The organism is Pseudorhizobium tarimense, assembly GCF_022968135.1.
Taxonomy (GTDB): Bacteria; Pseudomonadota; Alphaproteobacteria; order Rhizobiales; family Rhizobiaceae; genus Neorhizobium; species Neorhizobium tarimense.
Genome location: NZ_JALJRA010000014.1, coordinates 1 through 22,459, shown reverse-complemented (window position 1 = coordinate 22,459; position 22,459 = coordinate 1). Strand labels below are relative to the sequence as shown.

Below are 22,459 nucleotides of genomic sequence, written 5' to 3'. Positions count from 1 at the left end.
GCGCTTTCAAGTCAGCCACCGGCTTCCTCTTCAAAAATGAATTCTTCGAAACCACCGGCGCGTTCTTAGCGCTCACCAGCGGCGATCATCTGTAGATAGCGAGGCGCGTAATCCGTTCCGCGCGAGGCGTCCAACGATGCCAGCATAGCATGAGCCAGGTCGTAGGATCCGTAACAGCTATCCATAAGGAAGGCATATTTCTTCAGCTCTTCATCTTGGAGCACATCCAGCGCCATCCAGTCGCGAACGTAGATGGCGTCTGACCATATCTGCTGGCGCAATCCCTTGTCGGGGTTGTTTTCGACCCGTTCAGAATGAAGTTTCGACGCTAAGACGCCCCACCTGGGGAGAACCAGGTGAGGCTGAGTTTGCCATGGACCGTCTAGTTCCGAGGCTCGCTTAGTCTGCCACGACCTGTCGATCTGGCGAAGGCCACATGCGGCTGTTGCGGTACGGCTCCGGCGTTCTAGCCTCAACCGAGCACGACTTGAAACTCGGTACCGGTTTGGTCTGATTTGCCCTCGCCTAAGAAATAGCAGCATGCAATAGCACGTAGGCCTGATCGAAAGCTGGGCACCCCCACCTCGTGCCCCGCCCATCCCAGAGTGCGGGGCGTTTTTTAGGCGATCGCGGGTCTGATCATGATCGGAAAGCACCGATGCGCCCTCAATCTACCCTTCGACCCGACGCTTTTTTTGTTCCCGGAATAACCCCTCTGTACTAGCCTCAAGGCTACGGGCCGGGGGGGGGAATGAGCTGCATGTCTGACGCGAGCGAACTTGTAGGTCAGCTTGTACGAGCGGCCAATCGGGCTGATCGTATCACCGACTTCGAGCGTCGGAAGCTGTTTGAACGCACGGTGATAGCCGTGCATGAAATGCGGGAATCGATTGGAATGCCGGTCCGGACGCATGCCGACGAGATTGTAGACCTGCAGGTCAGGGTCGCCGCCCACGGTCTACACGCAAAAACTACAGAAGATCTTCGCGCGGCGCTTTTGCTGGCAGCCCGGATGATCCGGGACCTGCGCATCACGATCAACAGTGGATTCAAGACCTAACTACCGGCCGATGATACTGATCTCCGCAAAGAGGAGATTGGTCATGATTGCTCCCAACCTCAAGCTCACTCGCATCTGGCCAGTCCGATCATCTACGGATTGCGCCGGTAGAGCTTCGATTGTGCGAACAAAACCGCCACGTTCTCTAGCTTCTTGGGGTCCACTAGGCCTCGGCGATAGAACTGGACAACTAGGCGTGCAACGGCTTCGCTCTCAACCTCCGCGCCTTCTCGAACAAGCTGTTTAACTGCGGAGTTTGTTGCAGACCACAATCGGTTTAAATCTTCGGGATAAATAACTGCTGGAAAGTAGTCGTGGCGGCGTTGCATAATGCGCCTCCCCTCTTTGGGATGAGAGCTGCCATCTCTCTGCCGTCAGCCCCTTTAACACGGCCAAACGGTACATCATGCTTACGCGCACGAAGGCTAATGTCGAGTCACGTTATGTGAACAGTCCTGAGTGTATTGCGGCGCTGGTGGACAAATGCCTCGCGCGCTGGCTGTGATGGCGCACGACCGGCTAGAAGGCAACGAAGTTTCCCTCAGCCGCCAATATGTCTCGGTATGCGCGGGTGCGTCGTCCAAGCGTCGCGACATCACTCAGCCTCAACGCTGAAATGACTGGGATAGGTTACCGTACCAGCGGTTGCGATCTGGCGTCGGTGTCCCATGTCCGTGGGCTGCAAGGAGAAGCCCATCATGAGAAAAAAGAACATCACCGCATCCACCCTCGCCCTCCTCTGCCTCTCGGCAGCTGGCTGTGTCAGCGAAGGAGGGTCTTACGTCGCCTATGACTCAGGCCCCCGCTATCAACGGGTAGACCGGAACGACTGGGACCGTGACCGACGCGACCGCGATCGCAATGACCAACGTCTTGATCGAGATCGTGATGATCGCCGAAGTGACGACCGACGCGGCCACGATGGATGGCGCGACAGGGACCGTCGTTAGGACTGGGATGGTGACCGGGATCGAAATCGTCGCTCCCGGTATGAGAACGACCGTGACGGCCGATGGATCACTCGTGACGGTCGCCGGGCCTGGGTCCCGGAGCGCCGCTGACATCAGGTGCAAATGGGTGGCGGCGATACCCGCCCTACCTACCTCGCGATCGGGCGGCGGGGCCGCTTGAACATGGATAAATGAGCGAAGGTGAACCTTTGAAGCTGATGCGAGAAGAAGACATCCCAGACTTTGTGAGGGATGTAGTAGCTACGGGTTGCGATATGTGCGCCGTTGGCGATGACCACTACGTAATCGGCGACGCGGATCTGCCCGTAGAAGTGTACGAGGTCGTTGAGCAAGAGCTGGAAAGCATCTTTGCAAACTACGGCGAGAGGGACCACCTCAAACACGAGATCATAGCCTACCTGCACTCGATCGGGCGAAGTTTCCCGCCACCGCAGAGGCATTAGTTGGGTTTAGAAGCGGATCTGGAAACGCCTCAGCGCCAACGGCTCGTCTGCATGGAACAATCGCCGTTTGGCGAAGGTTATCAGGCGATGTCGATCATGAAGCCGCAGGTTTCCAGGATCGAAAACCTCCGGAGGTTGCCCAGCGTATGGAGCAGCATATCCTGGAGACGGAAGGTCAGATCACTTGTATCGAAGAACTTCTTGAGAGCCTCGACGAGAGCCACTCTTCGCTGAAGGACATGGCGCTTCCGTCACTGGCGCCATGGCCGCCAAGGACCATACCGTCGCGGGCGATGAAATCCTTAAAGACTCATTCGCGAACTTCGCCCTTGAAAATTTTCGAGATCGCCGCCTACAAGTCCCTGATGACGATAGCCGAGCTGGGCGGTTTTCCGTCTGCCACTTCCGCGCTACAGGCAAACCTGCAGGAAGAGCAGACCATGGCGGAATGGCTCGACGACAACCTGCGGGCCGTCACCGTGCGCTTTGCCGGTCTCCGAGAGCGGGAAAAACGGCAAAGGTCTGAACGGCTTTGCCATCACAGGCAGCCACCATTAGGCAGTCGCTACTCCGGCAGCCGATAGATCTCCGCCCAGTCCTCCGCCTCCCGCAATCCCTTGAATGACGGGTGGCGGAGCGTTCCTGTATGTGTCCAGGCGCGATACTCGATCTCTGCTGCAAATGACGGCCCTGTCATCACCAGGTTCTTGCCCGGCACGCTCACGACCGGGACGCGTGTCCTGATCTTGTCGAGCTGCTTCTTCAGCCGGCGAGCTTCGTCATGCTTGAAGCCGGTTCCGACACTGCCGACGTACTTCCAGCCATCGCGGTAGCGCGCGGCCAGCAGCAAGCTGGCGATCGCCCCCGGCAGTGCGGTCGAGGGCTCATAGCCGACGATGGCAAAGGTGTCGCTCTGCACGCACTTGATCTTCAGCCAGTCGCCGGTCCGTCCAGAGCGGTAGGGACGGTCTCGGTGTTGGCAATGATGCCTTCGAGCTCATGCGCGCAGGCATGCCGCAGCATCTCGTCAGGATCTTCGTCAAACTCCTCTGACAGGCGAATGCCGCCCTGATTGTCAGCAAGAAGATCCTCCAAAAGGTGGCGCCGGGCCGAGTATTCCATCCTCGTCAGATCGTGACCGCCGAGGTAGAGCAGGTCGAACGCGAACAGGATCGCATTGCCGGCAGGCAGCTTCCCTCCCCGGCCGCCGAGCTAGTTCTGCAGCCGGCCAAAATCAGCAATGCCCTGCTCGTTCAACACCACCGCCTCGCCATCGAGGATCATGGTGATCGGCATGAATGTTCGTGCGGCCGCTTCGATGCCGGGGAAGCGGTGCGTCCAGTCATGTCCGCCCCGGGTGATGATGCGCACGCCGTTTGTCTCGATGTGGACGGCCAGCCGGTAACCGTCCCACTTCAACTCGTAGGACCACTCGTCACCATGCGGCGGCTTCGCCACCAGCTTCGCAAGGCATGGCTCGATCCTATCCGGCATAGGATCGAAGGGGAGCTCAGGCTGTTTAGGATCGCGCTTACGGACACGACCGCTCTTCAGTGGTGCGGTGTCATCGATCAGCAGAGGTGCGGTTGGTTTGCGAGGACGTTTGGCCATGAAGCCATTGCACCATCGTCCGCTTAAGATCGCGTATGCGCGATCTCAGGAGGCGGTGATGTGTAATCTCTACAATGTGACGACCAACCAGGAAGCCATACGCGCCTTCACGAAGGCGTTGGACCGTCTGGGCAATCTTGAGCCATCACTCGACATCTACCCGGACCAGATGGCGCCAATCGTGCGCAACATCCACGGCCAGCGTGAACTCACTCGAGTCCGCTGGGGGATGCCGAGCTCTCAGCAGGCAATCTTCAAAGCAGCGACGAAGCGGGCGGACAAGCTGCGGGCAAAGGGGAAGGAAGTAGACTTCCAGGAGCTGCTGAAGATGGAGCCCGACGGCGGCACTACCAACATTCGCAATACCGCCAGCAAGCACTGGGCCCGGTGGACCGGGATCGAAAACCGCTGCCTCGTACCCTTCACTCGTTTCGCCGAGCCGGATCCGGCGGGCAAGGTCGAGGGTGGACGGACACCGAATGCATGGTTTGCGGGAGACGAGAGCGAGCCGTTGATGTTCTTTGCCGGCCTGTGGGTGCGCGACTGGAGCTGCGTGCGGAAAATCAAGGAAGGGATGGTCACCTGCGATCTCTTCGCCTTCCTGACCGCAGAGCCTAACCGTGTAGTAGCGGAGATCCACCCGAAGGCGATGCCGGTGATCCTACGCAACGTGGACGAGATCGATCTCTGGGTAACTGCGCCGTGGAACGAGGCGAAGGCACTACAGCGTCCGCTTCCGGATGACGAGCTGATGCTGCTGAAGCAACCAAAGAAGGCCGCGTGAACACTTGGCTGGTCGACCTGACCGTCGCAGTTGCGGTGCTTGCAGCGATCGTTAGCGCCGCGATGCATACGGCCCATCTGTTCGATGCCGAGTTAAGGGTTTCCCTCGTGGGAGATGTGCGTAGCATACTCCCGACGATTGCAGGGGGTGATGCCATGCAGCAGGCAACGGGGAATGCTCCGGACGAGCCCTATGAGCAGGGCATGCACATCATCTTCGATGTGATCACGCGCTGCGCGGTCGTCACCTTCCGCGGAAAGATGGACATCATAGGCCCCTGCCCCGATCGCTCTGCAGCGATAGCGGCGGCTGAAGCCCTATGTCGCGAGAGTGGGTGGGGACGCAAATGAACTCTGCGCTCATCGTCTGCGCCACGCTCTCGGTCGTCGATGGCGACACAATCAAATGCGATGGCGCCAGAACATGCGCCGGCTTGGCGAAGGCGTAGCAACGTCCGCGGCGTGGATACGCCACAGATAGACAGCGGCGCCAAGTGCAGCAAGGAACGGAAGATGGCGCCACTGGCCAAGTTCCGGCTGCAGGAGATGATCGAGGGAAAGAAGCTACGGATCGAGGCCAAGGGCAAGGATCGCTATGGCAGTCCGCTGGTGAACGTCTACCTGCCGAACGGGCGGCAAGTAGGAAAGCAATTGATCCCGGGAAGGGTTCGCCAGGGAGTGGCGGAAGGGTAAGAAGACCGATTGGTGTCGCTGACTACCTTTTGCCCGCGGACCTAGGAGCGATGGTCACTGCATGCGCGGCGCTTGTGTTCAATACGACGATGGCGCATAGTCATTCTTCCAGCAGCCATTTTCAAGGGCGTTGCTGTTCGGGTTTGATGCCCGGCCCCAAGCGAAGGAGGACGTGATGTCTTCCCACTTCATCCACGCAGAATCAGAATGGGGACGCTATGCCGCTCCCCTTCGGCTCTGGGCTCCGGCACTGTCCATCGGGTTCATATTGTACATCGTGTTTTTGGATCTGCTGTAGCACGATCAACTCACTACTGCAGCGAGGCTCGCCTATGCGAAGCTATGTCAATCAAGTCACCTTTCACCACCCCTTCCAACTGCCCGGTATGGAAGCCACGCACGCGCCAGGCACTTTCGAGGTACATGTCGAGGAAGAACCCCTCGATGTTGTTTGGGAAGCCTATCACCGGACGCTCACGTTCATGTTGACGTCAGGCGGGCGTACCGAAGCGTATAATGTTCCTGAAGAAGAACTAGATCGGCTTCTGGCTGCAGACCAGGCAAGCATCGTTTAACCTAGCGCGACTATTCGATCCGCAGCCACCTGCGCAGTATCGGCACAACCGTCTCGGAAAAATAGAAGAACATGCCCCCGGCGGTGAAGCCGAGGCCGGCGAAGATCAGCGCCGCAGTCTTCCCCAGCCGCGTGATGTCCTTCACCTGGTTGATGGTCGGTTTGATTTCGTCATCGATCGTTCCGTCAGTCCGGTGATCACATCCCTCTGCTGAGCAGCGGTCGCGCCGGCAGCAAGGACGGTCTTCTCAGCCTCTCCGATCCGCCGCGACTGCTGGTCGATCCGCTCATGCAGCCTGTGACGGTTCTCCGAGCTGTTGCGCCGCTCCTCGGTAAACTCCTGCTCAAATCTGTCCAGGCGTCAACCGAAACCATCAACCTTCTCCTCGAGGCGGCCAAGCACCCGGAGGATATCATCATGCGAACCCGGCATATCATTGCTTTCATGCGCCGACTGGCGCTGGAGGTTTGATCAGGGAGCGGACGCGCCGTGCCGCGCGCACTCGTCCCGCGTCCAGACGTCGGCCGCGCAGATCCCCACCACGGTCCGGTCGATCTTCCGCTGGTCGGTCAGCGTTGCGCCGCGGGCACTGACCAACTCAGTCCCGACCACCCGACGCAGACCTGGTGCACTTGCGGGCGCCGAAGTCCCACATGCCGTCAGGGCAAAGATCAAACCGAAAGCGGTCATTGTCCGAAGCGTCACCTGCTTCATTGTTCTGCCTTTCGATCTTGTTGAGGGCGTCGTCGCTGGCTTTGTCCCAGATCCAGCTGAGGGTGATGAGGATGGCGAGAGCGCCGATGATATGGGCAGAGGAGAACATCTCACGCCTCTATCTCGCGCCGCAGCGCCTTTACGCCGCGGATGATCCATTCCCCGCCGAACAGGATCACCACCATCGAGGCTGCTGAGCAGGTGTCGGGCCCCAGATCTCCTGATCCCACTTGAACGACCCGCTCTGGTGCATCAGCTGCGCCAGGTAATGGATCAGCCGGTGCAGGCGATCAAGGCCGACATTGGCCGCATAGCGATCGAGCGAGGTCAGGACGGAGCGAAGCTTAGCCTCGCTTCCCTTGTTCTTTGCAGCCAAGCGGATGTGCTCCGCCTTGATGGGCAGGGTCATTGTTTCTCTCCGGGTTCCGTGTGTGGTGGGCCAGCCTCGCGCAAGGCAGGCGGAACATTGTCGGGACTGCTAATCATTGGCCGTCGGTACGCGGCATAGATCATGAGGATCAGGCGATGCAGTACGATTGGGCGGGCGCCAGTTGGCGCCGTACTCCGACCATTGTCCGTATGGTGGACTCATCCCGCTTCTGCTCGATTACCCACCGAGACAACGGGGGGCTCATGATGCAGCCGGCAGAACACTCACGCACCATGTCTTGGCCGGCTAAGATCAGCGTCGGCTTGGCAGTTCTCGTCGGAGGGTCTGCACTTGTCGCGACTGCCCTCGCGGCAGCGATTGGCCATCACGAGGCTCTCCACGCTCAGTTCTGTCACGAGGTCGATCTCTTCGCACCGGTAGAGCCATTTGTGAGAGCTGCCCTGAACTCCATCTAAAACTATCACTCACAGCAGCGCCCGTACGCTCGCGGCTGTTCAAAGTCCGGCGCCCCTGTCGCCAGCCTTGAACCAAAGCCCCTACTGGCCTTTGGCTGGTAAGGGACTAGCTGGCTCCGACTGAAGTCCTAACCGCATTAAACTGGGAACCCGTACTGGCCGCCAGCATTCTGCTTTCGAGCATTTTACTGGAGCGGTCTAATGAAGGTACTCTTGGCAGTCTTGGGCGGACTTTGTCTTTCCCTCACGACTTTTGTCGCTGGTCTGGTAGCGGCCATGGTTTTCTTCACTGCCGGCGGAGACAAGAAGCAACTGACCGACACCACTGACCTTTGGACTAATCATCCTATGCGGGTCGAAGTGGCAGATTCTGGCCTGGAGCGCGTTCCCAGCCGCGCGCCGGTGCCAGCACAGACAACCGCAGCCAAATCCTCGCCTAATCAGGAGACGGATGATGACCTTTCAATTGCCAGTTCAGAGGAGGCGGTAGCTGGCCAGTACGCTCAACGCCTGGATGAGACAATTACTGGCTCAATCGTCCCTGCCGAAGTACCCTCGGACGAAGCTCCTGATGAGCCGCTGTTAAGTGAAGCCCACTTGGATTGGTGTTCCTCCCGGTATCGGTCGTACCGCCCACGAGACAACAGCTACACGCCTTACAGCGGCGGGCGAAAGCAGTGTGTCTCTCCCTTCTTGTCGGATCAAGGATCTGCCGAAGTAATCAACGAAGTTTCACCTCCGCCAGCCACAGACGATAGTTTCGCTGATGAAACGGCCCCGCCAGACAATCAGCAAATCGAACAGGCCGCCGCAGATAGGCCGGCCAACTATCGGAGCTGGGAACACGCCCAGTCCTGTTTCGCCCGCTACCGTTCGTACCGGCCGGAGGACAACACCTACCAGCCCTACGGCGGCGGACCGCGCCGCCAATGTGAATAGCCGGTGGACGACCTGATCTGGCCAAACCTTTGGCACGAGTTCGGGCGACCGATGACTCACGTTGTGCCGCGAGATCACGCTGGGCGTCCTCTTCTTCCTGATGCCGGATTGTTCAGCCTTCGGCAATGCTCAGCCGATGGAGTGCGAGACCTGCGACAACACAGGCTGGGTTTGCAAGAGCCACTGCAACAGACCGTGGAGCGGCCCGAGAGCTTGCGGCTGCGGCGCTGCCGGGCTTCACCAGTTCGCGCAGCGCAAGTTCATAAGCAGCATGTTCGATCGGCATTGGGGTGACATCTTCGGCAAGCGCCTGTTCCGCCAGGTGACGTTCTTGCGAGGCCACAGTAGATCCTGGTCGACGGCGGCGATGGTGCCCGGATATCGATCGCCGTAGAGGGCATCGAGAGCCTGAGGCGCGCACGAGGGCGGCAGTCCGCTTGACATCGTCCACACCGGCAGCCGTCCATGCCGCATTGTCTCGCGCCTCGTGATAGGTTGTGGCGTCGTCCGGGGTGCCGTAGTGGTCCATGACCAGGCCTCGTGCGCGATGTGCTGCACCGGCCCCATTGCGGCTGGCGCATGAGCGATGGTGGTCACCATCTACCTCATAAAGAAAATCTACGCAGAATCCCGGGGGCGGGGTCATGCAGGTACGGCGGTACTGAGTCTTCGGAACCTCGCCCGCCGCCCCTCGTTCGGCCACTGGGCGTCAGCTCACCCCGCTCACCAAGCCAAAGGAGTCAATCATGCAAGTTCGCGAAATGATCAGCACGCATCCGGACGTCAAGGGCAATACCGCCGACGCTCTGCTGCGTTGCATAGAAGAGTGCTACAGCTGTGCTCAAACCTGCACCTCATGCGCCGACGCCTGTTTAGCCGAAGAAATGGTGCAGCAGTTAAGGCAGTGCATTCGGCTCAATTTGGATTGCGCCGACATCTGCGCCGCTACAGGGTCAATGGCTTCGCGTCGAACCGGCTCGAACGTTGATGTCCTTCGCGCCGCCATACAAGCCTGCGCTGAAGCCTGTCGTGCCTGCGGTGACGAATGCCAAGAGCACGCAGAGGTGCACGAGCACTGCCGCATCTGTGCGGAAGCTTGCCGGGCCTGTGAAGAGGCATGCCGTGAGGCGCTGCCTCAGGTGCGCTAAGGCCACTCGGGAACCAAACGCCAACGGCCGTTAATGAAACGATATTGAGACCTCAAATCTCTAGAACCCCGGCACATACACACTGGCCGGGGTTCTTTTTTTTCGTTCAGCCGCGCCGCTTCAGCTCGGCTTCAATAGCGCTCTTCGCTTCCTCACCGTTGCTGATCAGATCGTCACTGAGCTTCGACGCCAGCGAGCGTCGCTCCTGCCAGGTGAGGTCCTTCCAGTTGGCCGGGAATCTGGACCTTGGCGCTCGCGTTGGTTTCGCCGGCGCTGCCATTGCCGTCTACAGGCTGATCACCAACCATCTTCTGAGCGCCGGGCATGACTGCCTGACCGGCCTGCTCAATGGTTTTCGCCTGCTTTCCGGTGGAGACGTCGGTGTTGTTGGCCTTGATGCCGATGCCACCAACAGAAGAGACTTCGGCATTTGCTGCGAAGTTGCCTTCGCTGAGGGTCGCGTCGACGAACGAGAGGTTCGGCTTCACTGTCATCGCATCAGGACTTTGCACAATCATGACCGCGATGTGCCGTAGCGCCTTCTCCAGCCCTTGGTCACTAGCCAGCGCGATTGAAGTCAGCGTGGCCGTCTCAGCAGCAAAGCGAATGCGCAGCGCGTCATCGCTCTCTGCGGTCTTGCTCTCGCTGCTGTTGAAAAGCCAGGCGTCCGACTGAGCTGCGTTCTGTCGTTCATCGAGGATCGCGGCCGGGTGAGCAGCAATGCCGATACCAACCGGACCGACATACTTCACGTCAGGCGTGCACGCATTGTCGCCTTGCTTGATGGCAATGACAGCACCGGCGCCGACGGCTGAAGGAGCATCGCGTTGATGACGACAAGGGTTTCCTGTCCCGTCATAAACAGCTGCCAGCGGTAGTCGGCGGAGAGCTGGTATAGAGCGATCGCCGACCGAGCGACGCCAAGCAGCGGTGGCAGTTCAGGAGCCAAGGAAAGGTCGCGCGCGCCCATCATGACAAATGGGATCTCGTTGAGATTCGTGTTCCCCCGGCCCGCAGGCATCACTTCATTTCCAGCCGTCCGCAATTCGATCTGCGCCTCGGTGCGGTGGATGACGCCGACCATGCCGTGGATCGTGGGGTGGACAATCTCCGGGAACTACGCCCGCTTCTGGTAGGCTTCGTACAGCGCCTTCCCGCCGTCATCCTGGGCTTTGAAGCCCGACGGCTGCGGCAGGTACTGTATTCCTGCCCCCTTCACCTCCTTTTCGCCGCCGGTAGTGTCGCGCATCAGCGCCCATTCGTCGGCAGGCTCGATGTAAAGCGGGTGCTTCGTCCCAACGGCATCGGTCATGTAGTAGTTGCTCCGTTGCCGCATTCTGCTTCTTAGGACTTCAGCCCTAGTTGCGGATAGTGTTCCGCCCGATTAAGGGGACAGACAGATGCGTGGCTAAATGAGGTCGCAATGCCCACTAAAGAGCACATGCTGGCACGGCATGAAGCCCACCTTGACCGCCTTGAGTATGAGCTTGGGCTTTTCACAAATGCTGGGCTGCAAACCGACCCGCCTGGGGCCAAGGAACATCTGGTGCAGCGCATAAGGCAATCCCTAGAGGGCGAGCGAGAAATCGTTGAGATCCTCAAGCGCCTAAAGGGAATTTCCTCCACTGTGGTTGGTGGCGCAGAACAGTAGGTACTGCTCCGCTGCCTCCTTCGAATCCTTCTCGCCCACAGCCGTTATCCGCTTGCTCTACGTACGGCGGGTGCTTCGTGATCACACATCGGTCATCAAGGTCGGAGCTTGGTGTGGCCGGAACAATCCGGGATATTGCTAGTTACCGCGCACAGCACAGGAGGCTGTCATGACTGCGGAACATCCAGCGCCAACCGAAATCCCAGAGAAGCCACTCATTTATGAAAGACACTTGAGCGCGAATCCAATGGCAGCAGAGATCTGTCTCCTCTGCGCAGGCTCCGGGATATTTAACAGGATGGAGTGCAGAGACTGCCAGGGCACCGGCGTGATATCCGTCGTGGATGATCCACGCCGCTCCCATTAGTACAGTCCCTTCACTGTCGACGTTGTCGTCTGTGACTGCCGGTTCCCGACCAGGCGCCCAAAAGCCCCTGAGGTGGCATACATCTGATCCTTGAACGCGCCGCCTGGAAGGAGGCAGAGCTCGTCGAGATAGGCCTCGTTCCATGCCCCCTGCACTAGATAGGACGTTGCGGCTTCGCACTGTGATGAGAATGGCTCCGCTCTCGTCACCTTGTCCCCGGTCTCCGGATCGGCTTTCACCGTCCAGCCGGCGAGCATCGAGACGTAGTCCTTCGCCGGCGCCTTGCCGGCCTGCCCTGGGTCCTGCGGTAGGCTCATCATCACGCCCGTTCCGTCCATGTCGGCCGTTGTCTTGACGAGCCTACGGACGGCGTTACCTTCGTCCTGAGTCGTGACGACATGTCCCACCACGAAGGAGCCAACAGGCGCCTTCCCCAGCTTTACGCCGGCTGTCCTGGCCGCCGTCGTCTTCTTCGTGGCCGCAAGGCCCCAGTGGCGCACCCAGCGCGTGCCAGGCGGCGCCTGCGGGATGATCTTGCCTTCGAACCATTGCCGCTTGAACAGCCCGCCCTCCCGCGCCGTCGGCCGCTGCTGGTATTGGCCGGCATAGCCGTAGGAGCCCTTGATCACCTTCAGAGCCTCGACAGCCTCACGGATGACCGCTCCGGCAGCAGGAGCTCGCCATCGGTTGTGACGCGGATCTTCAACGAAGGCGGCAAGCGTCTTGCACCGCGTCCGGACTTGCTCAGTGTTCTGCTCAACGTCCCGGCGCTGTCGCTCAGCTTCCCGCCTCGCCCTCTCTGCGCTGATCGCCCTCATTATCACCGCTGCCGGTGGCAAGCGGGCCAAAGATGGCTTCTAGTGCATTCAGCTGCTCTTCCGTTGCATTCAAAAGGTCGACCGTCTGGATCGGGCCGCCGTTTCGGCGGGTATGCTGGACGCTGGGGAGCTTCGCATGCATGTACGGAGCGGCGTCCTTTGCAATGGCCGACGCGGCCGTCCATCGTCCTTTTCCGCATGCGCCCGCATCGCCTTCAGCATGACCTCCAGAGGCGTCAGGCCGTCGTGGTGCTCTCCCGGCTACCTTGCTCGTTCGCACTGTACGGGCTCCCTTGGGGCGTCCAGCGCCTTCCTCGGTCCACCGCGCATCTTTGATTTCCGGTTTGATTTAATTCAGACGGTGGCATCGAGCCGGTGATGACCGCTTTCGCTGCGGCTCCAGGAATCATGCACAGGCAGATTCGCGTTCCTCGTAGGTCGTCATGTGACCTCCGAAGACGACGAGGCCGCTCTCCGATTTCAGGGCGGGACGGTGGCGTCCGGGCTAGAACACGCCCAAGAGAGCCAGAACAATTACGGTCAAGACTGCCGAGACGACAAGCGACCCGAGGCAACCCAGTCGGTTCGAAAAGAAGAAGAACATTCAGCTTCCTACTCCGGTTACTGGACATGAATGCAGCTGCTAACAGTCGGTTGCATTCGCCTTGTCTTTGGCCGGCTCGTGGGCGATTTTGCGGGTCCATCGTCCTCAATGACTGGCATTTAAATCGATGGCAACAACCGACGTCGACAACCTCACCCGAATGCTCTTCACCCTGGACAGTCCTGACGGCAGCTATGGAACAAGTCATCCGAAGCGCCACCGAGGGCGTGTACTTCGTGCGGTTCGACGGGAACGAAGTGACGCTGCCACTGGAACTCGTGACGGTCGGCGAGATGATCGAAAGGACCGAGGACGCTCCTCCGCATAGCGCTCACCGCCCCACCCGGCTTGGTCCGCTGCATCATGAACGTATGGCAGTGCCTGCGCCTTCACCGGCTTCGGTCCGTCACCAAACGGAAGCCGCCGGTCGGATTCCGCCGCCCGAACGAAAAGCTCGGTGATTTCTTCCCTCGCCATGCCGCTCTCCGTCTCTCGTCGAATAGGACCCCTGCGCCGCGGTGGGCCCGAACACTCGAACTATCCTCTCATACAGCATGTCCGCGATTGCATAGCGCTGATGGGTAATGCCGCTGAGGTCCCTAGCGATGAACTGGAGCTGCCCCACAGGCGTCTTGTCGAAACACTCCGGCCAATTCGGTCGGCCGCTCCTAGATGATGGCCTGGCAAGCCTCCACCAGGTCGCTCACTGCCCAAAACAGATATTCGTCGAGCTGCCCCTGATTGTTCTCCGTCTCCGCCAACGTCGACATCACCATGCGAAAGTGAGCCTCGCCGCGGTTGCGTAGGATCCGGTCCATGGTCGCCACAGCTCTCGTCTGACGGACATCCGGATAGGCGCGGCCGTCGATGATCTCTATGCCGTATTCTTCACAGATGCTGTGGACACTGGGGTCAACCATCTCGTACGACTCCGTACCAACCGAAAGAACCAGGGAACGGAAACGGGGGGAACCTGTTCGACGCGACGTCACGGAGGCGAATCATGCCAGATGAGCAGATGATCGATGTCGACTTTGGTGCAGACTGGGGCGGCACAGTGTCCGTGGTGGCCAGAAGCACAACCTTACACGCGATTGCGGGGCCAGCAGAGGCGTATGAGTTCCTCTGCCGCCGATGGCCTGGCGCTCGGGGCACCGCTTTTGCCAAGGCTAGAAGAACCGCAATGGCGGCACTTTGTGGAAAATCCTCAGTCGACGAAGCGAAGGCCACTTTCATCGCGGCCTGCGTGCAGGCGGACTGTCTCGCAAGGACAGAGTGAAAATGGATGAGCATGAATCATCACAAGCTCTGCCCTACCCGCTCTACGTCGACCGCGCCGCCGCCTCTGAGCAACTTCTCCGCCTTCGCCTTGCGGGCCTCGCTGATCTTGGGGACGTGCTCGCACTCTCCGCCGACGATGGGGAAGTTGAGGAATTGGAGCAGGTGCTTGTTGACCGCCCGCAGCGCGTCAAGCTCGGTCTCGTAGACGACCGGTTCGCCCTTCTCGCCAAGGATGGGCCTTGGCTTCGCGTCCTTAACGAAGCGAACCATTGCCCACCATCCGCGGCGCAACTGATGCGCATATCCCGCGTACTTGTTCATACTGCCTCCTGATAGAACTGCTGGGTGGCGTTGCTCGCCCCACTGATCGGCCATCGCGGCCGCTATGCCGGTGAAGAACCGGAAGCGCTCTTTCCACCTGTCCGGCCTGCGTAGGATCCGGTGGACGCGAGCCTGACGGCCCTCCCACGATGTTGGTCGGGACGAGCGGCGGGAGGTTGCGCAGCCAGAAGCAGGTGCGCTTCACCTCCGGGTGGCCGACTGCCAAGGCTGAACACTCTGGGCGAACTCTTCGTAGTTCCGGATCCGCTCCTTGGCGTGCTTGTGCACCACAGGGTTCTCGCTGCAGATCCGGTTGATCGGCGCGCTCCGAAACGAGGAGATAGGCGCCGCGCCTTCATCTAGCTCGGCCCACATCTCTTCTTCTGTCCGGCCGGACGGCGGAACGGACAGCCACCGGACACCAGAGAGGAAGCGTCTGCTGCATCAGAACAGCTCGCTTCTGTTCGGTGCGTCTGCATAGGGGGCGCCGTAGCTGGTGGTTTCACCGTTCCTTAAGCCTCTTGAACGGAAACTCGAGCGAACCCAAATCGAATGCCGGCGCTGGCGACAGCGCTTTCCTTGTTGATCACCAACGAAATCATTGAGGTAGAAATGATCTCGAAGCTGTTCGAACGACCGGTCTATCTGAAGGAGAAAAGGGACCTGGTTCGGGAGATAACCGCCGTCGAGGATGCAATCGACTTTCTTGAGGAGTGGCCCGAACGTGAGCGGGACATGATCCATGATGCAACGCTGAAGACGTGCTACATGGCTCACGATGGCCTGAAGCCATTGAGAGCAGCTCGCGATGCGATCCGAGCCTTCGGAAAGAAGAAGGGTATACTCGTCAAGCAGCCAGCGGTTCAGCCTTGGATGGTGAAGGCGCCCGCCGGCGGCGGCCGTGCGACCCTCTAGGTTGCCATCTTTAAAGGAGAGGCCGTGGGTGCGGCCTCTCTGAAGATGAACTCCCTTCATGAGGATCAGGTCCCGCGCCTTCATAGCCCAGCTCCTCTTGTGAGCGCCTTGGCTTTATTCACCGGTAGCGGGTGTATTCAGATTCGAACCGCAGGGTTTCGCTGATAGTGGGTCACCGAACCGGACCTTGACGCTGCCAATTTCGGCAATGCCCTCGATGTCGCCGAAGAAAACCTTGTTGATCTTCTTTCAGTCGGAATCGCTGGCGGCGGTAGCCACGCGCTCCGCTTTGTATTTCTCCGCCCGGTAGAGGTAGAGAATTGCGTCGTAGTCTGCCTTTGCAGCCTCCCCGCCGTAGAGGTCCGCAGCGATCGGGCGGGCATTGTCGCGCCGGGTGCCGAAACTGTTGCGCTGGTTGAGGATCAGGACTGAGGCCGCCGTCTCGTCAGCCAATGCCTTTAGCTCGACCGTCACTTCCCCGGCGATCCTGTCTGCGTATAGCTTCGGATCCCGTGGCTTCACCTTCCAGATGTGGTCAATAACGATGAAGGGCGTTCGCCGTTGGCCCGCTTCTTGACGAAGCGCGGGGCGTAGGCGAGGAGCTGCGTCACCCCTTCCCGCTGGCACCGGATAATGTCGAACGGCTGCTGGTTATCTGGGTGGCGAAGAGAACGCACCGGTCCCGCCCCTGCTGCGTCATCAAGCGGTTGGCTCGCGCTGCTGCCTGACACTGATCTCGTGGACCTGGGCGATCATCTGGCGGATGCACTGAGCGGCGGACTGATCGTAAGAGAGGAAGAGGACCGGATGCCCCTCCTTCACCGCATGGTAGATCAGCTGCGTGATGAGGCTGGACTTGCCCTCGCCTGAGGACGACAGCAGTCCGTATAGGTTGCCGGAGTCAAAGACCGGCTCCGATAGAACCTTTGCGACCTCAGGAAGAGCGACCGGCACGCCCACCACGCCGTCACGTCTGGCCGAGGCTTCGAACATCGCGAGATAGGACGGCCCAGGCGATGCACCGGCCTTCAGTGCCGCCAATCGAGTCCTGCGCTCCTTCAGGCGCATTTCCAGCTGCTCTATCTCATCGTCCGCCCTGAGGAGCGTGTGGCCTTCCTTGGCGAGCTCAGCGGCGACTTCGGCCCCGCGAGCCAGTTGCCGACCGAGCGACACGCTCTTGATGATGTGGAGCGACGATTCCAGCCGCTGCATCGTGGCCGGGTTGAAGCCAAGGCTCATCAAGCCGGTCATGTATTTGGCGGTGATGATGTCGTCGTTCCCAGAGCGAACCACCTTAGGGAGGAATGGCTTCAGATGGACCGGCGTCACCGGCTGCCCGGAGCGATAGAAATCCATCGTCGCACGGAACACGAGCTGATGAAGGTCTTCCCCAAAATCCTCCCACTCGAGGCCGCATTCGTTCAGGATCTGGTTGTTGGCGAACATGCACGCGAGGAAGGCTTCAGACGCATCGAAGGCGTCATCCTCCCTGATGCGGTCGAACGCACTGCGATCAACAGGGCCGCTCATGGTGCCACCTTCCGATAGGACTTCTGGCCCACGGAACGAGCTCCCCGGCCGTCCGTTGTTGCCCTCGAAACACCAGGAGTACTCGACCATGCAGACAACGATTTGGGACAGTCAGATCGAAATAATCTGTCAGGGAGGCGACCACTTCAAAAGTGTCCGCACTCCTAGAGACGCCATTACCTGCCTTACCAACAATTGGCCCGCACCTCATTCGAGATCGTATGCTGCCGCGAAACGCGCTTGCATGAGGGCGCTTGTGGGTGAGGTTCCGGCTTCTGTCGCTGAGGCTGCGTTCATCAAGGCAGCTGAAGAGGCTGGTATTCTGAAGCAATAGCGTTACCGCAGCGACATCATGCGGGGAACCGGACTCTCTCATGTCGGTTGTGATCTTTACGCCGCCTTTATTGCGCGTATGGAGAGGAGCCCCGACATGTATGGGATCGACTGGCCTGAACCTGTGGTGGTCGAGCATAAGGTGCCGAACAGGCCGATCGTCGTTTGGAGCAACGAAGAGGCGGTCAACTGCCTTATGGGCAACTGGCCCACGAAGGATGGCGCGAGATATCATGCTGCGCTTCAGACCCTTATGCTCGTTCTGGACGGGAGGGCCGAGCCGGAGGAGGCTCGTGATGCCTTCAAAGCAGCGGTACTTGAGGCAGGCTTCACCGTTCACTGAGGCTCTCATGCCGCCACCCCTTGCCGCTCATTGCGCTGCATGACGAGGTTGAGCCACGGCTGGTGATACCGACCCGCGTGAACCTTCATGTCCCGCACGCCCCATCAGATCGCGAGAGCAGAAGCCTCAGCGGCGTTGTGCGCTAGAACCTTCTGCTTCGGGAGGGTAATGCCGATCCGCTCGCATTCCTAGATAGCGGCAGACTTCCAGTCCTTCTTGATCTTCTTGTCGAGCGGCGGCTTGAAGCATTCTCCGAAGAACGACTTGCGCCAGGAGCACGGCATCAGCGTGCCATAAGGGATTCCGAAATTCGCCAGGGTGGCGACGATGGCGCTGTGGCCACCCACGGATAGATCATCGCATCAGCGCTGGTGTTGCCGACGTTGACAAGGATCTGCTGCTCGAGCACAGCGAAGAAAGGATATTGCCCATGCTCCTGCTTGGACTCCCGCAACATGGCGGCGACCTCCAGGCCAATCTCGTCGCCGGTGTAGTAATGGTCGGCGCCCTCTGGCATCAAAACACTCCGCAGCGGACGTTCGCGAAGTTGCCATCTGCCTTGCGGCGCTCCGGGCTGAAGGTTGCCCAGCCAGTATACTTTGAGAAGTCGAAGCCGAGGATCCAGGTCATAGTCCTGCCTCCACGGTGATCAGCCGGTAGACCGCCCTGCCCCCGCGCCGTGCGCCGTTGGTGCATTCAATCATCCAGCCGGGCGGCTCCAGCTTTGAGCGGAGCGCGGAAATCAGGTTGGCGAACCCATGGGACGGATTGCTCGGCAGGACACGCACATGGCCTTGTAGAGCTCGGCACGGGGGATGTTGCCCCCGGCTTCTTCGCCAGTGCATCGAACACATACCGCTGCTGGTCGGAGGTGTTTAGCTCGGCCACTTTGTCCAGCGGCGCCGCCTCTCCGATGTACCCCCGGCACGTCGGGCAACAGAATGATTGAATGCGAAGTTGAACGTTCATCGTCTTCGCCGGAAAAAGAAGGTGCCGCCATTCGCGACGGCTAGTTGGGCGGCTCCCTTCGGAGGACTGAGCCGCCGGAGGAGCTCAGTGCATGGTGCCTTGATCGGGAAATGGATCGCCGTCGGCCGCTAGCTCTCCCTTCGAAGACGCTGCGTGGATACGCGCTAGGAGATCCGGAACCTCAGTCTCGTATTCCTTGCGGCCAGCGTCATAGCTCTCCAGCCAGAGCTTGTCGGATGCCCTGCCGGCGTCGTAGCCGGACACTCGATCAAGGCCCGTGAGACCGGCGTGGAAGCCTCTGGCCTGAACCATCTGCTCATCGGTGGCACGATCGGAGAGAAGATCACCGCGCGGATCATCTGGGATGAGGCCGAGCCAGGACAAGTTCTCCCCAGCTTGAGCTTGTCGACGGCCTTTTGCTGGTCTCTGCCTCGAACGCCTTGAGGTAGTGGTCGAGCTTCTGAGCCGGGAAGCCCTCCAGCCTGCACATAGCCCGCGCTGCTCGCTCGCGAGGCTCCTGCTTGCGCACCTTCATTGAAATCCTCCAATCGGGCTCCGAACGTACTTTTAGGCGACTTACGACGTCTTCTGACTGTCTTCCAATGTGTCTTTCCGGCTTTCTGTGGCGAGGTCATGAAGACCATGTACTGCGTCCGGCCGACTGCCCGCAGCCATGATGACGGCATAGAACGCGCCGCGCGTGATTTCCTTCTTTGTCGCCTTCGGATGCACTTTCCTAACGGCTTCGAAAAGCTCCTTGGGCCTCATCTTAGGTTTGGCCAGTTTAGAAACCGTCCTTGCAATCTTCTCGATCTCGCTCATTGCAGCTCCATTGTTGCCGAGGACTTTGAACGGCATCACGCTGTCACATTCAAGCCTGCAGGTTACTGGACACGCACCACCGCACAGCAACGGAATGTGGAAGCCTTCACGCTTGGCCGGAAAGGATCGCAACGTTGAAGTTGAATACTCGGTGCCGAGTGCATGGGTCTTGCTGATCGGGCGGCGTTGGAAGCTGGAGTCGTGAAGGGCGTGGAAGCAGCAGCGAAGCTGGGCGAGGCACCCGAGAGGGGGGAGCAAAGCCTAATGTTCTTCTATCTTGAACATACACTCCGCATAGGCGGCTATAAAACACACCCTCGCGTGGTCCAGGTCGCCTTTTCCAAGAAGGGCGGAGCTGCATGCTTGGACAGCGTTCCAATAGGTTTGGCCCGTTCGAATAGGCAGGCCCGCCTGAAGGTACTTAAGGCCAGCGCGGGGTCCAAGAATGGCTGTGTCCAGAAGGTCGCCGTCACCCACAAAGACCGGATGCTCCCAGTCAAGCTGGAAGCCAACCTCAATCACAGAACCCATGGAGGATTCCTTTCGGTACATCCGAGAGAAGACCTCACCGGAGAGCAACCGTACCATAACGTAAAAAGTCGCGCACTTCCCAAATCCGCGTACGAGGGTATGTCATGACGAAGACCCAAACACCCGCGCCCCAATCGAGGGTGAGCGGGTCATGAGCTTACGCGGAAGAGTGTTTCTGATCGACCGAGCCGCCTCGCTCCTGATCTGGGCCGGAGCTATTGCGGCAGTCGTATCTGCCTTTCCTTCGGCGGAGGTGGTGGCCGTCCCTGTGGAAAAGTCGAATAGCGGGGACTGATGGCAAAGGAAGCTTTCGTTCCTGACCGGATGCTAGCCTGCTGTTTTGCGGGATGAGCTTGCGGCTGCCTATGCCGGCGAGAAGACGGTCGACGCCTTCATGAGCCGCATCGGTACCGTGTGGCCTCGTCCATTCATTGAGACGGGCACCGGCAGGGGAAAATTCAGAGCGTGGCGGAAGAGCGATCTGGACAGGGCAATCGATCCGGAAAGCGCCACAGGCGGCGGAGATCCGGTTCCGTTGTGATGATCCCTGTGGAGATGCCCCGCTACAACTCGTTCAAGAAACTGGCCAATGGATCAACCGGCTACTATTGGAACTGCCCCACCCGCTACGCAAGCGGAACTGCCCTTACCTGTCGGCCGCCCTGGGCGTGAACCTGAGCGAGAAGGAACTGAGGGACGCGGCCGCTCTGTGGAACCAGCCGCTTGATGGCTGGCTGAAGGAGCAGTCGCCCTTCAACGTTCCTGACACGTCAAAGCACGGAACGGTGGAATGTCTCGTGAACGCCTACCTGAAGCATGATGCCTTTCTCGAGCGCGTGTCTGAATTCAGCCGGCCAGACTATAGGCGGTCCTTGACCGGGTCTGCCAGATCGGTCTGTGCACCGGAACAGGAAAAAAGATTCGCACGGGTGAAGCGAAGATCAACCAGATCGGCGTCAGCACGGCGGCAAGATATATCTGAAATTTGTGGATGAGGGAGCGCAGCGGACCGCTGAGAAGGTCGTCGCCTACTGCAAGGCCATCTGGAAGCGAATGCGCCCGCATCATCCCGACCTCTTCCGCCAGGACACGCCGAACCCGTGGGAAGGCGTCACGGTCAAGAAACCACAGAAGGCGGTAAAGGGCCATGTCGAGCGGAAGGCGGTCTACGCCTTCGCAGAGAAAGCCATCGAGAAGGAACGGGGGGAATTGGCTGCGGCTGCCGTGTTGGCCTTCGAATGGCTGATGCGCCCGACCTCAATCGGTGCCGGCTACGCAGCTTGGAGTGGATATCGCGGCGACAGTGCGCCAGACAAGATCATATTCGCTCACAGGGAGACCGGAGAGCGTACAGAGCATCCGCTTGAGTATGTGGAGGAGGATGGGTTATCGCGCTCTACGCGCGAGCTGAGGCTGTTCTGGCGAAGGTGCCACGCTATGGCACGTCCATCGTCTGCCAGAAGAGCGGGAAGCTGTTCGGGGACGGCAGCCGTCTGTCGCAGGACGTGACGGAGTTCGCCAGCAAGAACAGATTCCCCGGCTTCACGATCGACAAAGCCAGGCACGGCGGGCATCACGGAACTGGAGGAAAAAGGCCTCACGGAGGGACAGGGGCGCGTCCTGTCGAAGCACCGCACGAGCAGTGCATATCGAGGCTATGCAAGGAGACGGAGACCCGCGTCCTGGAGGCAACAAAGCGCCGCATGGGCGCCTCTGGGGGAACGATGCCCGAACAGGCGTTCAGAACGAAAAAAGGACAGCGTTCAGAATGAAGGCTATTGCACCCTCAATGGATTCGTTCTAAAGCCCCGCCACCGCTCGCTTTTACACAATCGGATGGCCTCGTGGCGGAGTGGTGACGCAGAGGACTGCAAATCCTCGTACCCCGGTTCAATTCCGGGCGAGGCCTCCAATTTTCTTTATGAATGATTTCAGCGGGTTATAGCAATTGTGGAGCGGGCACCCTGCCCCTTCATGACGCACTCATGTTGCAATCTATTCCCCTTGATTTCCAACGGTTTCCCGTCACACTCGGCAGGTCCATGCGACATGGAATGCAACACGGAAAATGAGTGTGGAGCTAAACTGCGGGTGACCTGCCACTGAACTTTCATCCAGCGGCAGTTAGAGTCTCGACCGTTTCTGTTACGCCGTTTGGCGCGGGTTGAGCAACCGGCGGAGACGCGAAGCC

General features: G+C 59.6%; 35 protein-coding genes, 1 tRNA gene and 2 pseudogenes. 19 read left to right on the top strand and 19 right to left on the bottom strand.

The window, feature by feature from the left end; all coding sequences use genetic code 11:
* Nucleotides 1-65 precede the first annotated feature (65 nt).
* Nucleotides 66-281 (bottom strand): hypothetical protein, encoded by a 216-nt coding sequence (locus MUU54_RS17005; protein ID WP_247245217.1) that lies wholly within the window; start codon nucleotides 279-281, stop codon nucleotides 66-68.
* Nucleotides 282-760: 479 nt separating this feature from the next.
* Here MUU54_RS17005 and MUU54_RS17000 point away from each other — a divergent pair, with 479 nt between their 5' ends.
* Nucleotides 761-1,060 (top strand): hypothetical protein, encoded by a 300-nt coding sequence (locus MUU54_RS17000; protein WP_247245216.1) that lies wholly within the window; start codon nucleotides 761-763, stop codon nucleotides 1,058-1,060.
* A gap of 794 nt (nucleotides 1,061-1,854) precedes the next feature.
* Here MUU54_RS17000 and MUU54_RS16995 read toward each other — a convergent pair.
* Nucleotides 1,855-2,124, bottom strand: a complete 270-nt coding sequence (locus MUU54_RS16995; protein WP_247245215.1) for a hypothetical protein — start codon at nucleotides 2,122-2,124, stop codon at nucleotides 1,855-1,857.
* A gap of 77 nt (nucleotides 2,125-2,201) precedes the next feature.
* Here MUU54_RS16995 and MUU54_RS16990 point away from each other — a divergent pair, with 77 nt between their 5' ends.
* Together MUU54_RS16990 and MUU54_RS16985 are read left to right on the top strand one after the other, a co-directional pair.
* Nucleotides 2,202-2,474 carry a Y4lK-related protein gene (locus MUU54_RS16990; RefSeq protein WP_247245214.1) on the top strand — a complete coding sequence of 91 codons (273 nt, stop codon included), beginning with the start codon at nucleotides 2,202-2,204 and terminating at the stop codon, nucleotides 2,472-2,474.
* Between the two features lie 146 nt (nucleotides 2,475-2,620).
* Nucleotides 2,621-3,058, top strand: a complete 438-nt coding sequence (locus MUU54_RS16985) for a DUF892 family protein (RefSeq protein ID WP_247245213.1) — start codon at nucleotides 2,621-2,623, stop codon at nucleotides 3,056-3,058.
* On the opposite strand, the pseudogene ligD reads toward MUU54_RS16985, so the two are convergent.
* Nucleotides 3,040-4,085 (bottom strand): annotated as a pseudogene (gene ligD / locus MUU54_RS16980) (non-homologous end-joining DNA ligase). The gene MUU54_RS16985 and the pseudogene ligD sit on opposite strands and share 19 nt — an antisense overlap.
* A 58-nt stretch (nucleotides 4,086-4,143) precedes the next feature.
* Between ligD and MUU54_RS16975 the strand changes: the two are divergent.
* The 4 genes from MUU54_RS16975 (at nucleotide 4,144) to MUU54_RS16960 (ending at nucleotide 6,136) form a co-directional block, all read left to right on the top strand.
* The gene (locus tag MUU54_RS16975; RefSeq protein ID WP_247245212.1) at nucleotides 4,144-4,869 is read left to right on the top strand and encodes an SOS response-associated peptidase; all 726 of its coding nucleotides are present in this window, start codon (nucleotides 4,144-4,146) and stop codon (nucleotides 4,867-4,869) included.
* Complete coding sequence (locus tag MUU54_RS16970) at nucleotides 4,866-5,219, top strand: hypothetical protein (RefSeq protein WP_247245211.1); 354 nt, start codon at nucleotides 4,866-4,868, stop codon at nucleotides 5,217-5,219. Before MUU54_RS16975 ends, MUU54_RS16970 begins: the two co-directional genes overlap by 4 nt.
* 162 nt (nucleotides 5,220-5,381) lie before the next feature.
* Nucleotides 5,382-5,561 carry a thermonuclease family protein gene (locus tag MUU54_RS24835; RefSeq protein ID WP_312038840.1) on the top strand — a complete coding sequence of 60 codons (180 nt, stop codon included), beginning with the start codon at nucleotides 5,382-5,384 and terminating at the stop codon, nucleotides 5,559-5,561.
* A gap of 332 nt (nucleotides 5,562-5,893) precedes the next feature.
* Nucleotides 5,894-6,136 carry a hypothetical protein gene (locus MUU54_RS16960; RefSeq protein WP_247245210.1) on the top strand — a complete coding sequence of 81 codons (243 nt, stop codon included), beginning with the start codon at nucleotides 5,894-5,896 and terminating at the stop codon, nucleotides 6,134-6,136.
* A 10-nt stretch (nucleotides 6,137-6,146) separates the two neighbouring features.
* On the opposite strand, the gene MUU54_RS24615 is transcribed toward MUU54_RS16960, so the two are convergent.
* From MUU54_RS24615 to MUU54_RS16945, 4 genes are all read right to left on the bottom strand, one after another.
* Nucleotides 6,147-6,281, bottom strand: a complete 135-nt coding sequence (locus MUU54_RS24615) for a hypothetical protein (RefSeq protein ID WP_281433373.1) — start codon at nucleotides 6,279-6,281, stop codon at nucleotides 6,147-6,149.
* 326 nt (nucleotides 6,282-6,607) lie between these two features.
* A complete protein-coding gene (locus MUU54_RS16955) occupies nucleotides 6,608-6,826 on the bottom strand; it encodes a hypothetical protein (protein WP_247245335.1) in 219 nt (72 codons plus the stop codon).
* Nucleotides 6,735-6,959, bottom strand: coding sequence for a hypothetical protein (locus tag MUU54_RS16950; RefSeq protein WP_247245209.1), 225 nt, complete (start codon nucleotides 6,957-6,959; stop codon nucleotides 6,735-6,737). The genes MUU54_RS16955 and MUU54_RS16950 overlap by 92 nt, the downstream gene beginning before the upstream one ends.
* A gap of 66 nt (nucleotides 6,960-7,025) precedes the next feature.
* Entirely contained in the window at nucleotides 7,026-7,259 is a 234-nt protein-coding gene (locus tag MUU54_RS16945) for a hypothetical protein (protein WP_247245208.1), read from the bottom strand.
* A 116-nt stretch (nucleotides 7,260-7,375) separates the two neighbouring features.
* Between MUU54_RS16945 and MUU54_RS16940 the strand changes: the two genes are divergently transcribed.
* Together MUU54_RS16940 and MUU54_RS16935 are read left to right on the top strand one after the other, a co-directional pair.
* Nucleotides 7,376-7,696, top strand: a complete 321-nt coding sequence (locus tag MUU54_RS16940; protein WP_247245207.1) for a hypothetical protein — start codon at nucleotides 7,376-7,378, stop codon at nucleotides 7,694-7,696.
* 201 nt (nucleotides 7,697-7,897) lie between these two features.
* On the top strand, nucleotides 7,898-8,635 hold the full coding sequence (locus MUU54_RS16935; RefSeq protein ID WP_247245206.1) for a BA14K family protein: 738 nt from the start codon (nucleotides 7,898-7,900) through the stop codon (nucleotides 8,633-8,635).
* Nucleotides 8,636-8,747: 112 nt separating this feature from the next.
* Here MUU54_RS16935 and MUU54_RS16930 read toward each other — a convergent pair whose 3' ends face one another.
* Complete coding sequence (locus MUU54_RS16930; protein ID WP_247245205.1) at nucleotides 8,748-8,978, bottom strand: hypothetical protein; 231 nt, start codon at nucleotides 8,976-8,978, stop codon at nucleotides 8,748-8,750.
* 403 nt (nucleotides 8,979-9,381) lie between these two features.
* Between MUU54_RS16930 and MUU54_RS16925 the strand changes: the two genes are divergently transcribed.
* Entirely contained in the window at nucleotides 9,382-9,783 is a 402-nt protein-coding gene (locus MUU54_RS16925; RefSeq protein WP_247245204.1) for a four-helix bundle copper-binding protein, read from the top strand.
* Between the two features lie 173 nt (nucleotides 9,784-9,956).
* Here the strand turns inward: MUU54_RS16925 and MUU54_RS16920 are convergent, their stop codons facing one another.
* Both MUU54_RS16920 and MUU54_RS16910 read right to left on the bottom strand, forming a co-directional pair.
* The gene (locus MUU54_RS16920) at nucleotides 9,957-10,655 is read right to left on the bottom strand and encodes a hypothetical protein (protein ID WP_376742183.1); all 699 of its coding nucleotides are present in this window, start codon (nucleotides 10,653-10,655) and stop codon (nucleotides 9,957-9,959) included.
* A gap of 245 nt (nucleotides 10,656-10,900) precedes the next feature.
* Nucleotides 10,901-11,095: a hypothetical protein gene (locus MUU54_RS16910; protein WP_247245201.1), complete on the bottom strand. Its 195-nt coding sequence runs from the start codon at nucleotides 11,093-11,095 to the stop codon at nucleotides 10,901-10,903.
* A gap of 111 nt (nucleotides 11,096-11,206) precedes the next feature.
* Between MUU54_RS16910 and MUU54_RS16905 the strand changes: the two genes are divergently transcribed.
* A complete protein-coding gene (locus tag MUU54_RS16905; protein ID WP_247245200.1) occupies nucleotides 11,207-11,434 on the top strand; it encodes a hypothetical protein in 228 nt (75 codons plus the stop codon).
* Nucleotides 11,435-11,797: 363 nt separating this feature from the next.
* Here MUU54_RS16905 and MUU54_RS16900 read toward each other — a convergent pair whose 3' ends face one another.
* Nucleotides 11,798-12,619, bottom strand: a complete 822-nt coding sequence (locus MUU54_RS16900) for a hypothetical protein (protein ID WP_247245199.1) — start codon at nucleotides 12,617-12,619, stop codon at nucleotides 11,798-11,800.
* Nucleotides 12,579-12,761, bottom strand: coding sequence for a hypothetical protein (locus MUU54_RS16895; RefSeq protein ID WP_247245198.1), 183 nt, complete (start codon nucleotides 12,759-12,761; stop codon nucleotides 12,579-12,581). The genes MUU54_RS16900 and MUU54_RS16895 overlap by 41 nt, the downstream gene beginning before the upstream one ends.
* A 589-nt stretch (nucleotides 12,762-13,350) precedes the next feature.
* On the opposite strand from MUU54_RS16895, the pseudogene MUU54_RS16890 reads away from it, so the two are divergent.
* Nucleotides 13,351-13,537, top strand: a pseudogene (locus tag MUU54_RS16890) (hypothetical protein); the annotation flags it as partial.
* 354 nt (nucleotides 13,538-13,891) lie between these two features.
* Here MUU54_RS16890 and MUU54_RS16885 read toward each other — a convergent pair.
* Nucleotides 13,892-14,143: a hypothetical protein gene (locus MUU54_RS16885; protein WP_247245197.1), complete on the bottom strand. Its 252-nt coding sequence runs from the start codon at nucleotides 14,141-14,143 to the stop codon at nucleotides 13,892-13,894.
* A gap of 83 nt (nucleotides 14,144-14,226) precedes the next feature.
* Here MUU54_RS16885 and MUU54_RS25020 point away from each other — a divergent pair, with 83 nt between their 5' ends.
* Nucleotides 14,227-14,502 (top strand): DUF982 domain-containing protein, encoded by a 276-nt coding sequence (locus MUU54_RS25020; RefSeq protein ID WP_376742133.1) that lies wholly within the window; start codon nucleotides 14,227-14,229, stop codon nucleotides 14,500-14,502.
* A 20-nt stretch (nucleotides 14,503-14,522) separates the two neighbouring features.
* Here the strand turns inward: MUU54_RS25020 and MUU54_RS16880 are convergent, their stop codons facing one another.
* A complete protein-coding gene (locus MUU54_RS16880; protein WP_247245196.1) occupies nucleotides 14,523-14,825 on the bottom strand; it encodes a hypothetical protein in 303 nt (100 codons plus the stop codon).
* A 612-nt stretch (nucleotides 14,826-15,437) separates the two neighbouring features.
* Between MUU54_RS16880 and MUU54_RS16875 the strand changes: the two genes are divergently transcribed.
* Complete coding sequence (locus tag MUU54_RS16875) at nucleotides 15,438-15,740, top strand: DUF982 domain-containing protein (RefSeq protein ID WP_247245195.1); 303 nt, start codon at nucleotides 15,438-15,440, stop codon at nucleotides 15,738-15,740.
* A gap of 249 nt (nucleotides 15,741-15,989) precedes the next feature.
* Here MUU54_RS16875 and MUU54_RS16870 read toward each other — a convergent pair whose 3' ends face one another.
* On the bottom strand, nucleotides 15,990-16,367 hold the full coding sequence (locus MUU54_RS16870; RefSeq protein WP_247245194.1) for a DnaB-like helicase C-terminal domain-containing protein: 378 nt from the start codon (nucleotides 16,365-16,367) through the stop codon (nucleotides 15,990-15,992).
* Between the two features lie 72 nt (nucleotides 16,368-16,439).
* A complete protein-coding gene (locus MUU54_RS16865) occupies nucleotides 16,440-17,270 on the bottom strand; it encodes a DnaB-like helicase N-terminal domain-containing protein (protein ID WP_247245193.1) in 831 nt (276 codons plus the stop codon).
* On the opposite strand from MUU54_RS16865, the gene MUU54_RS24830 reads away from it, so the two are divergent.
* Nucleotides 17,185-17,604: a DUF982 domain-containing protein gene (locus MUU54_RS24830; RefSeq protein WP_312038842.1), complete on the top strand. Its 420-nt coding sequence runs from the start codon at nucleotides 17,185-17,187 to the stop codon at nucleotides 17,602-17,604. The two genes, MUU54_RS16865 and MUU54_RS24830, sit on opposite strands and share 86 nt — an antisense overlap.
* 96 nt (nucleotides 17,605-17,700) lie before the next feature.
* Nucleotides 17,701-17,946: a DUF982 domain-containing protein gene (locus tag MUU54_RS16855; protein ID WP_247245191.1), complete on the top strand. Its 246-nt coding sequence runs from the start codon at nucleotides 17,701-17,703 to the stop codon at nucleotides 17,944-17,946.
* Nucleotides 17,947-18,229: 283 nt separating this feature from the next.
* On the opposite strand, the gene MUU54_RS16850 is transcribed toward MUU54_RS16855, so the two are convergent.
* From MUU54_RS16850 to MUU54_RS16840, 3 genes are all read right to left on the bottom strand, one after another.
* Nucleotides 18,230-18,463: a hypothetical protein gene (locus MUU54_RS16850; RefSeq protein ID WP_247245190.1), complete on the bottom strand. Its 234-nt coding sequence runs from the start codon at nucleotides 18,461-18,463 to the stop codon at nucleotides 18,230-18,232.
* Nucleotides 18,464-18,999: 536 nt separating this feature from the next.
* On the bottom strand, nucleotides 19,000-19,299 hold the full coding sequence (locus tag MUU54_RS16845; protein WP_247245189.1) for a hypothetical protein: 300 nt from the start codon (nucleotides 19,297-19,299) through the stop codon (nucleotides 19,000-19,002).
* Nucleotides 19,300-19,491: 192 nt separating this feature from the next.
* Nucleotides 19,492-19,737: a hypothetical protein gene (locus MUU54_RS16840; protein WP_247245188.1), complete on the bottom strand. Its 246-nt coding sequence runs from the start codon at nucleotides 19,735-19,737 to the stop codon at nucleotides 19,492-19,494.
* A gap of 162 nt (nucleotides 19,738-19,899) precedes the next feature.
* Between MUU54_RS16840 and MUU54_RS25200 the strand changes: the two genes are divergently transcribed.
* The 3 genes from MUU54_RS25200 to MUU54_RS16825 all read left to right on the top strand — a co-directional run bounded on the left by MUU54_RS25200 (nucleotide 19,900) and on the right by MUU54_RS16825 (nucleotide 22,180).
* Complete coding sequence (locus MUU54_RS25200; protein WP_247245187.1) at nucleotides 19,900-20,376, top strand: hypothetical protein; 477 nt, start codon at nucleotides 19,900-19,902, stop codon at nucleotides 20,374-20,376.
* 945 nt (nucleotides 20,377-21,321) lie between these two features.
* Entirely contained in the window at nucleotides 21,322-21,777 is a 456-nt protein-coding gene (locus MUU54_RS16830) for a hypothetical protein (RefSeq protein WP_247245186.1), read from the top strand.
* Nucleotides 21,778-22,106: 329 nt separating this feature from the next.
* Nucleotides 22,107-22,180 (top strand) — tRNA-Cys (locus tag MUU54_RS16825).
* The last annotated feature ends 279 nt before the right edge of the window (nucleotides 22,181-22,459 follow it).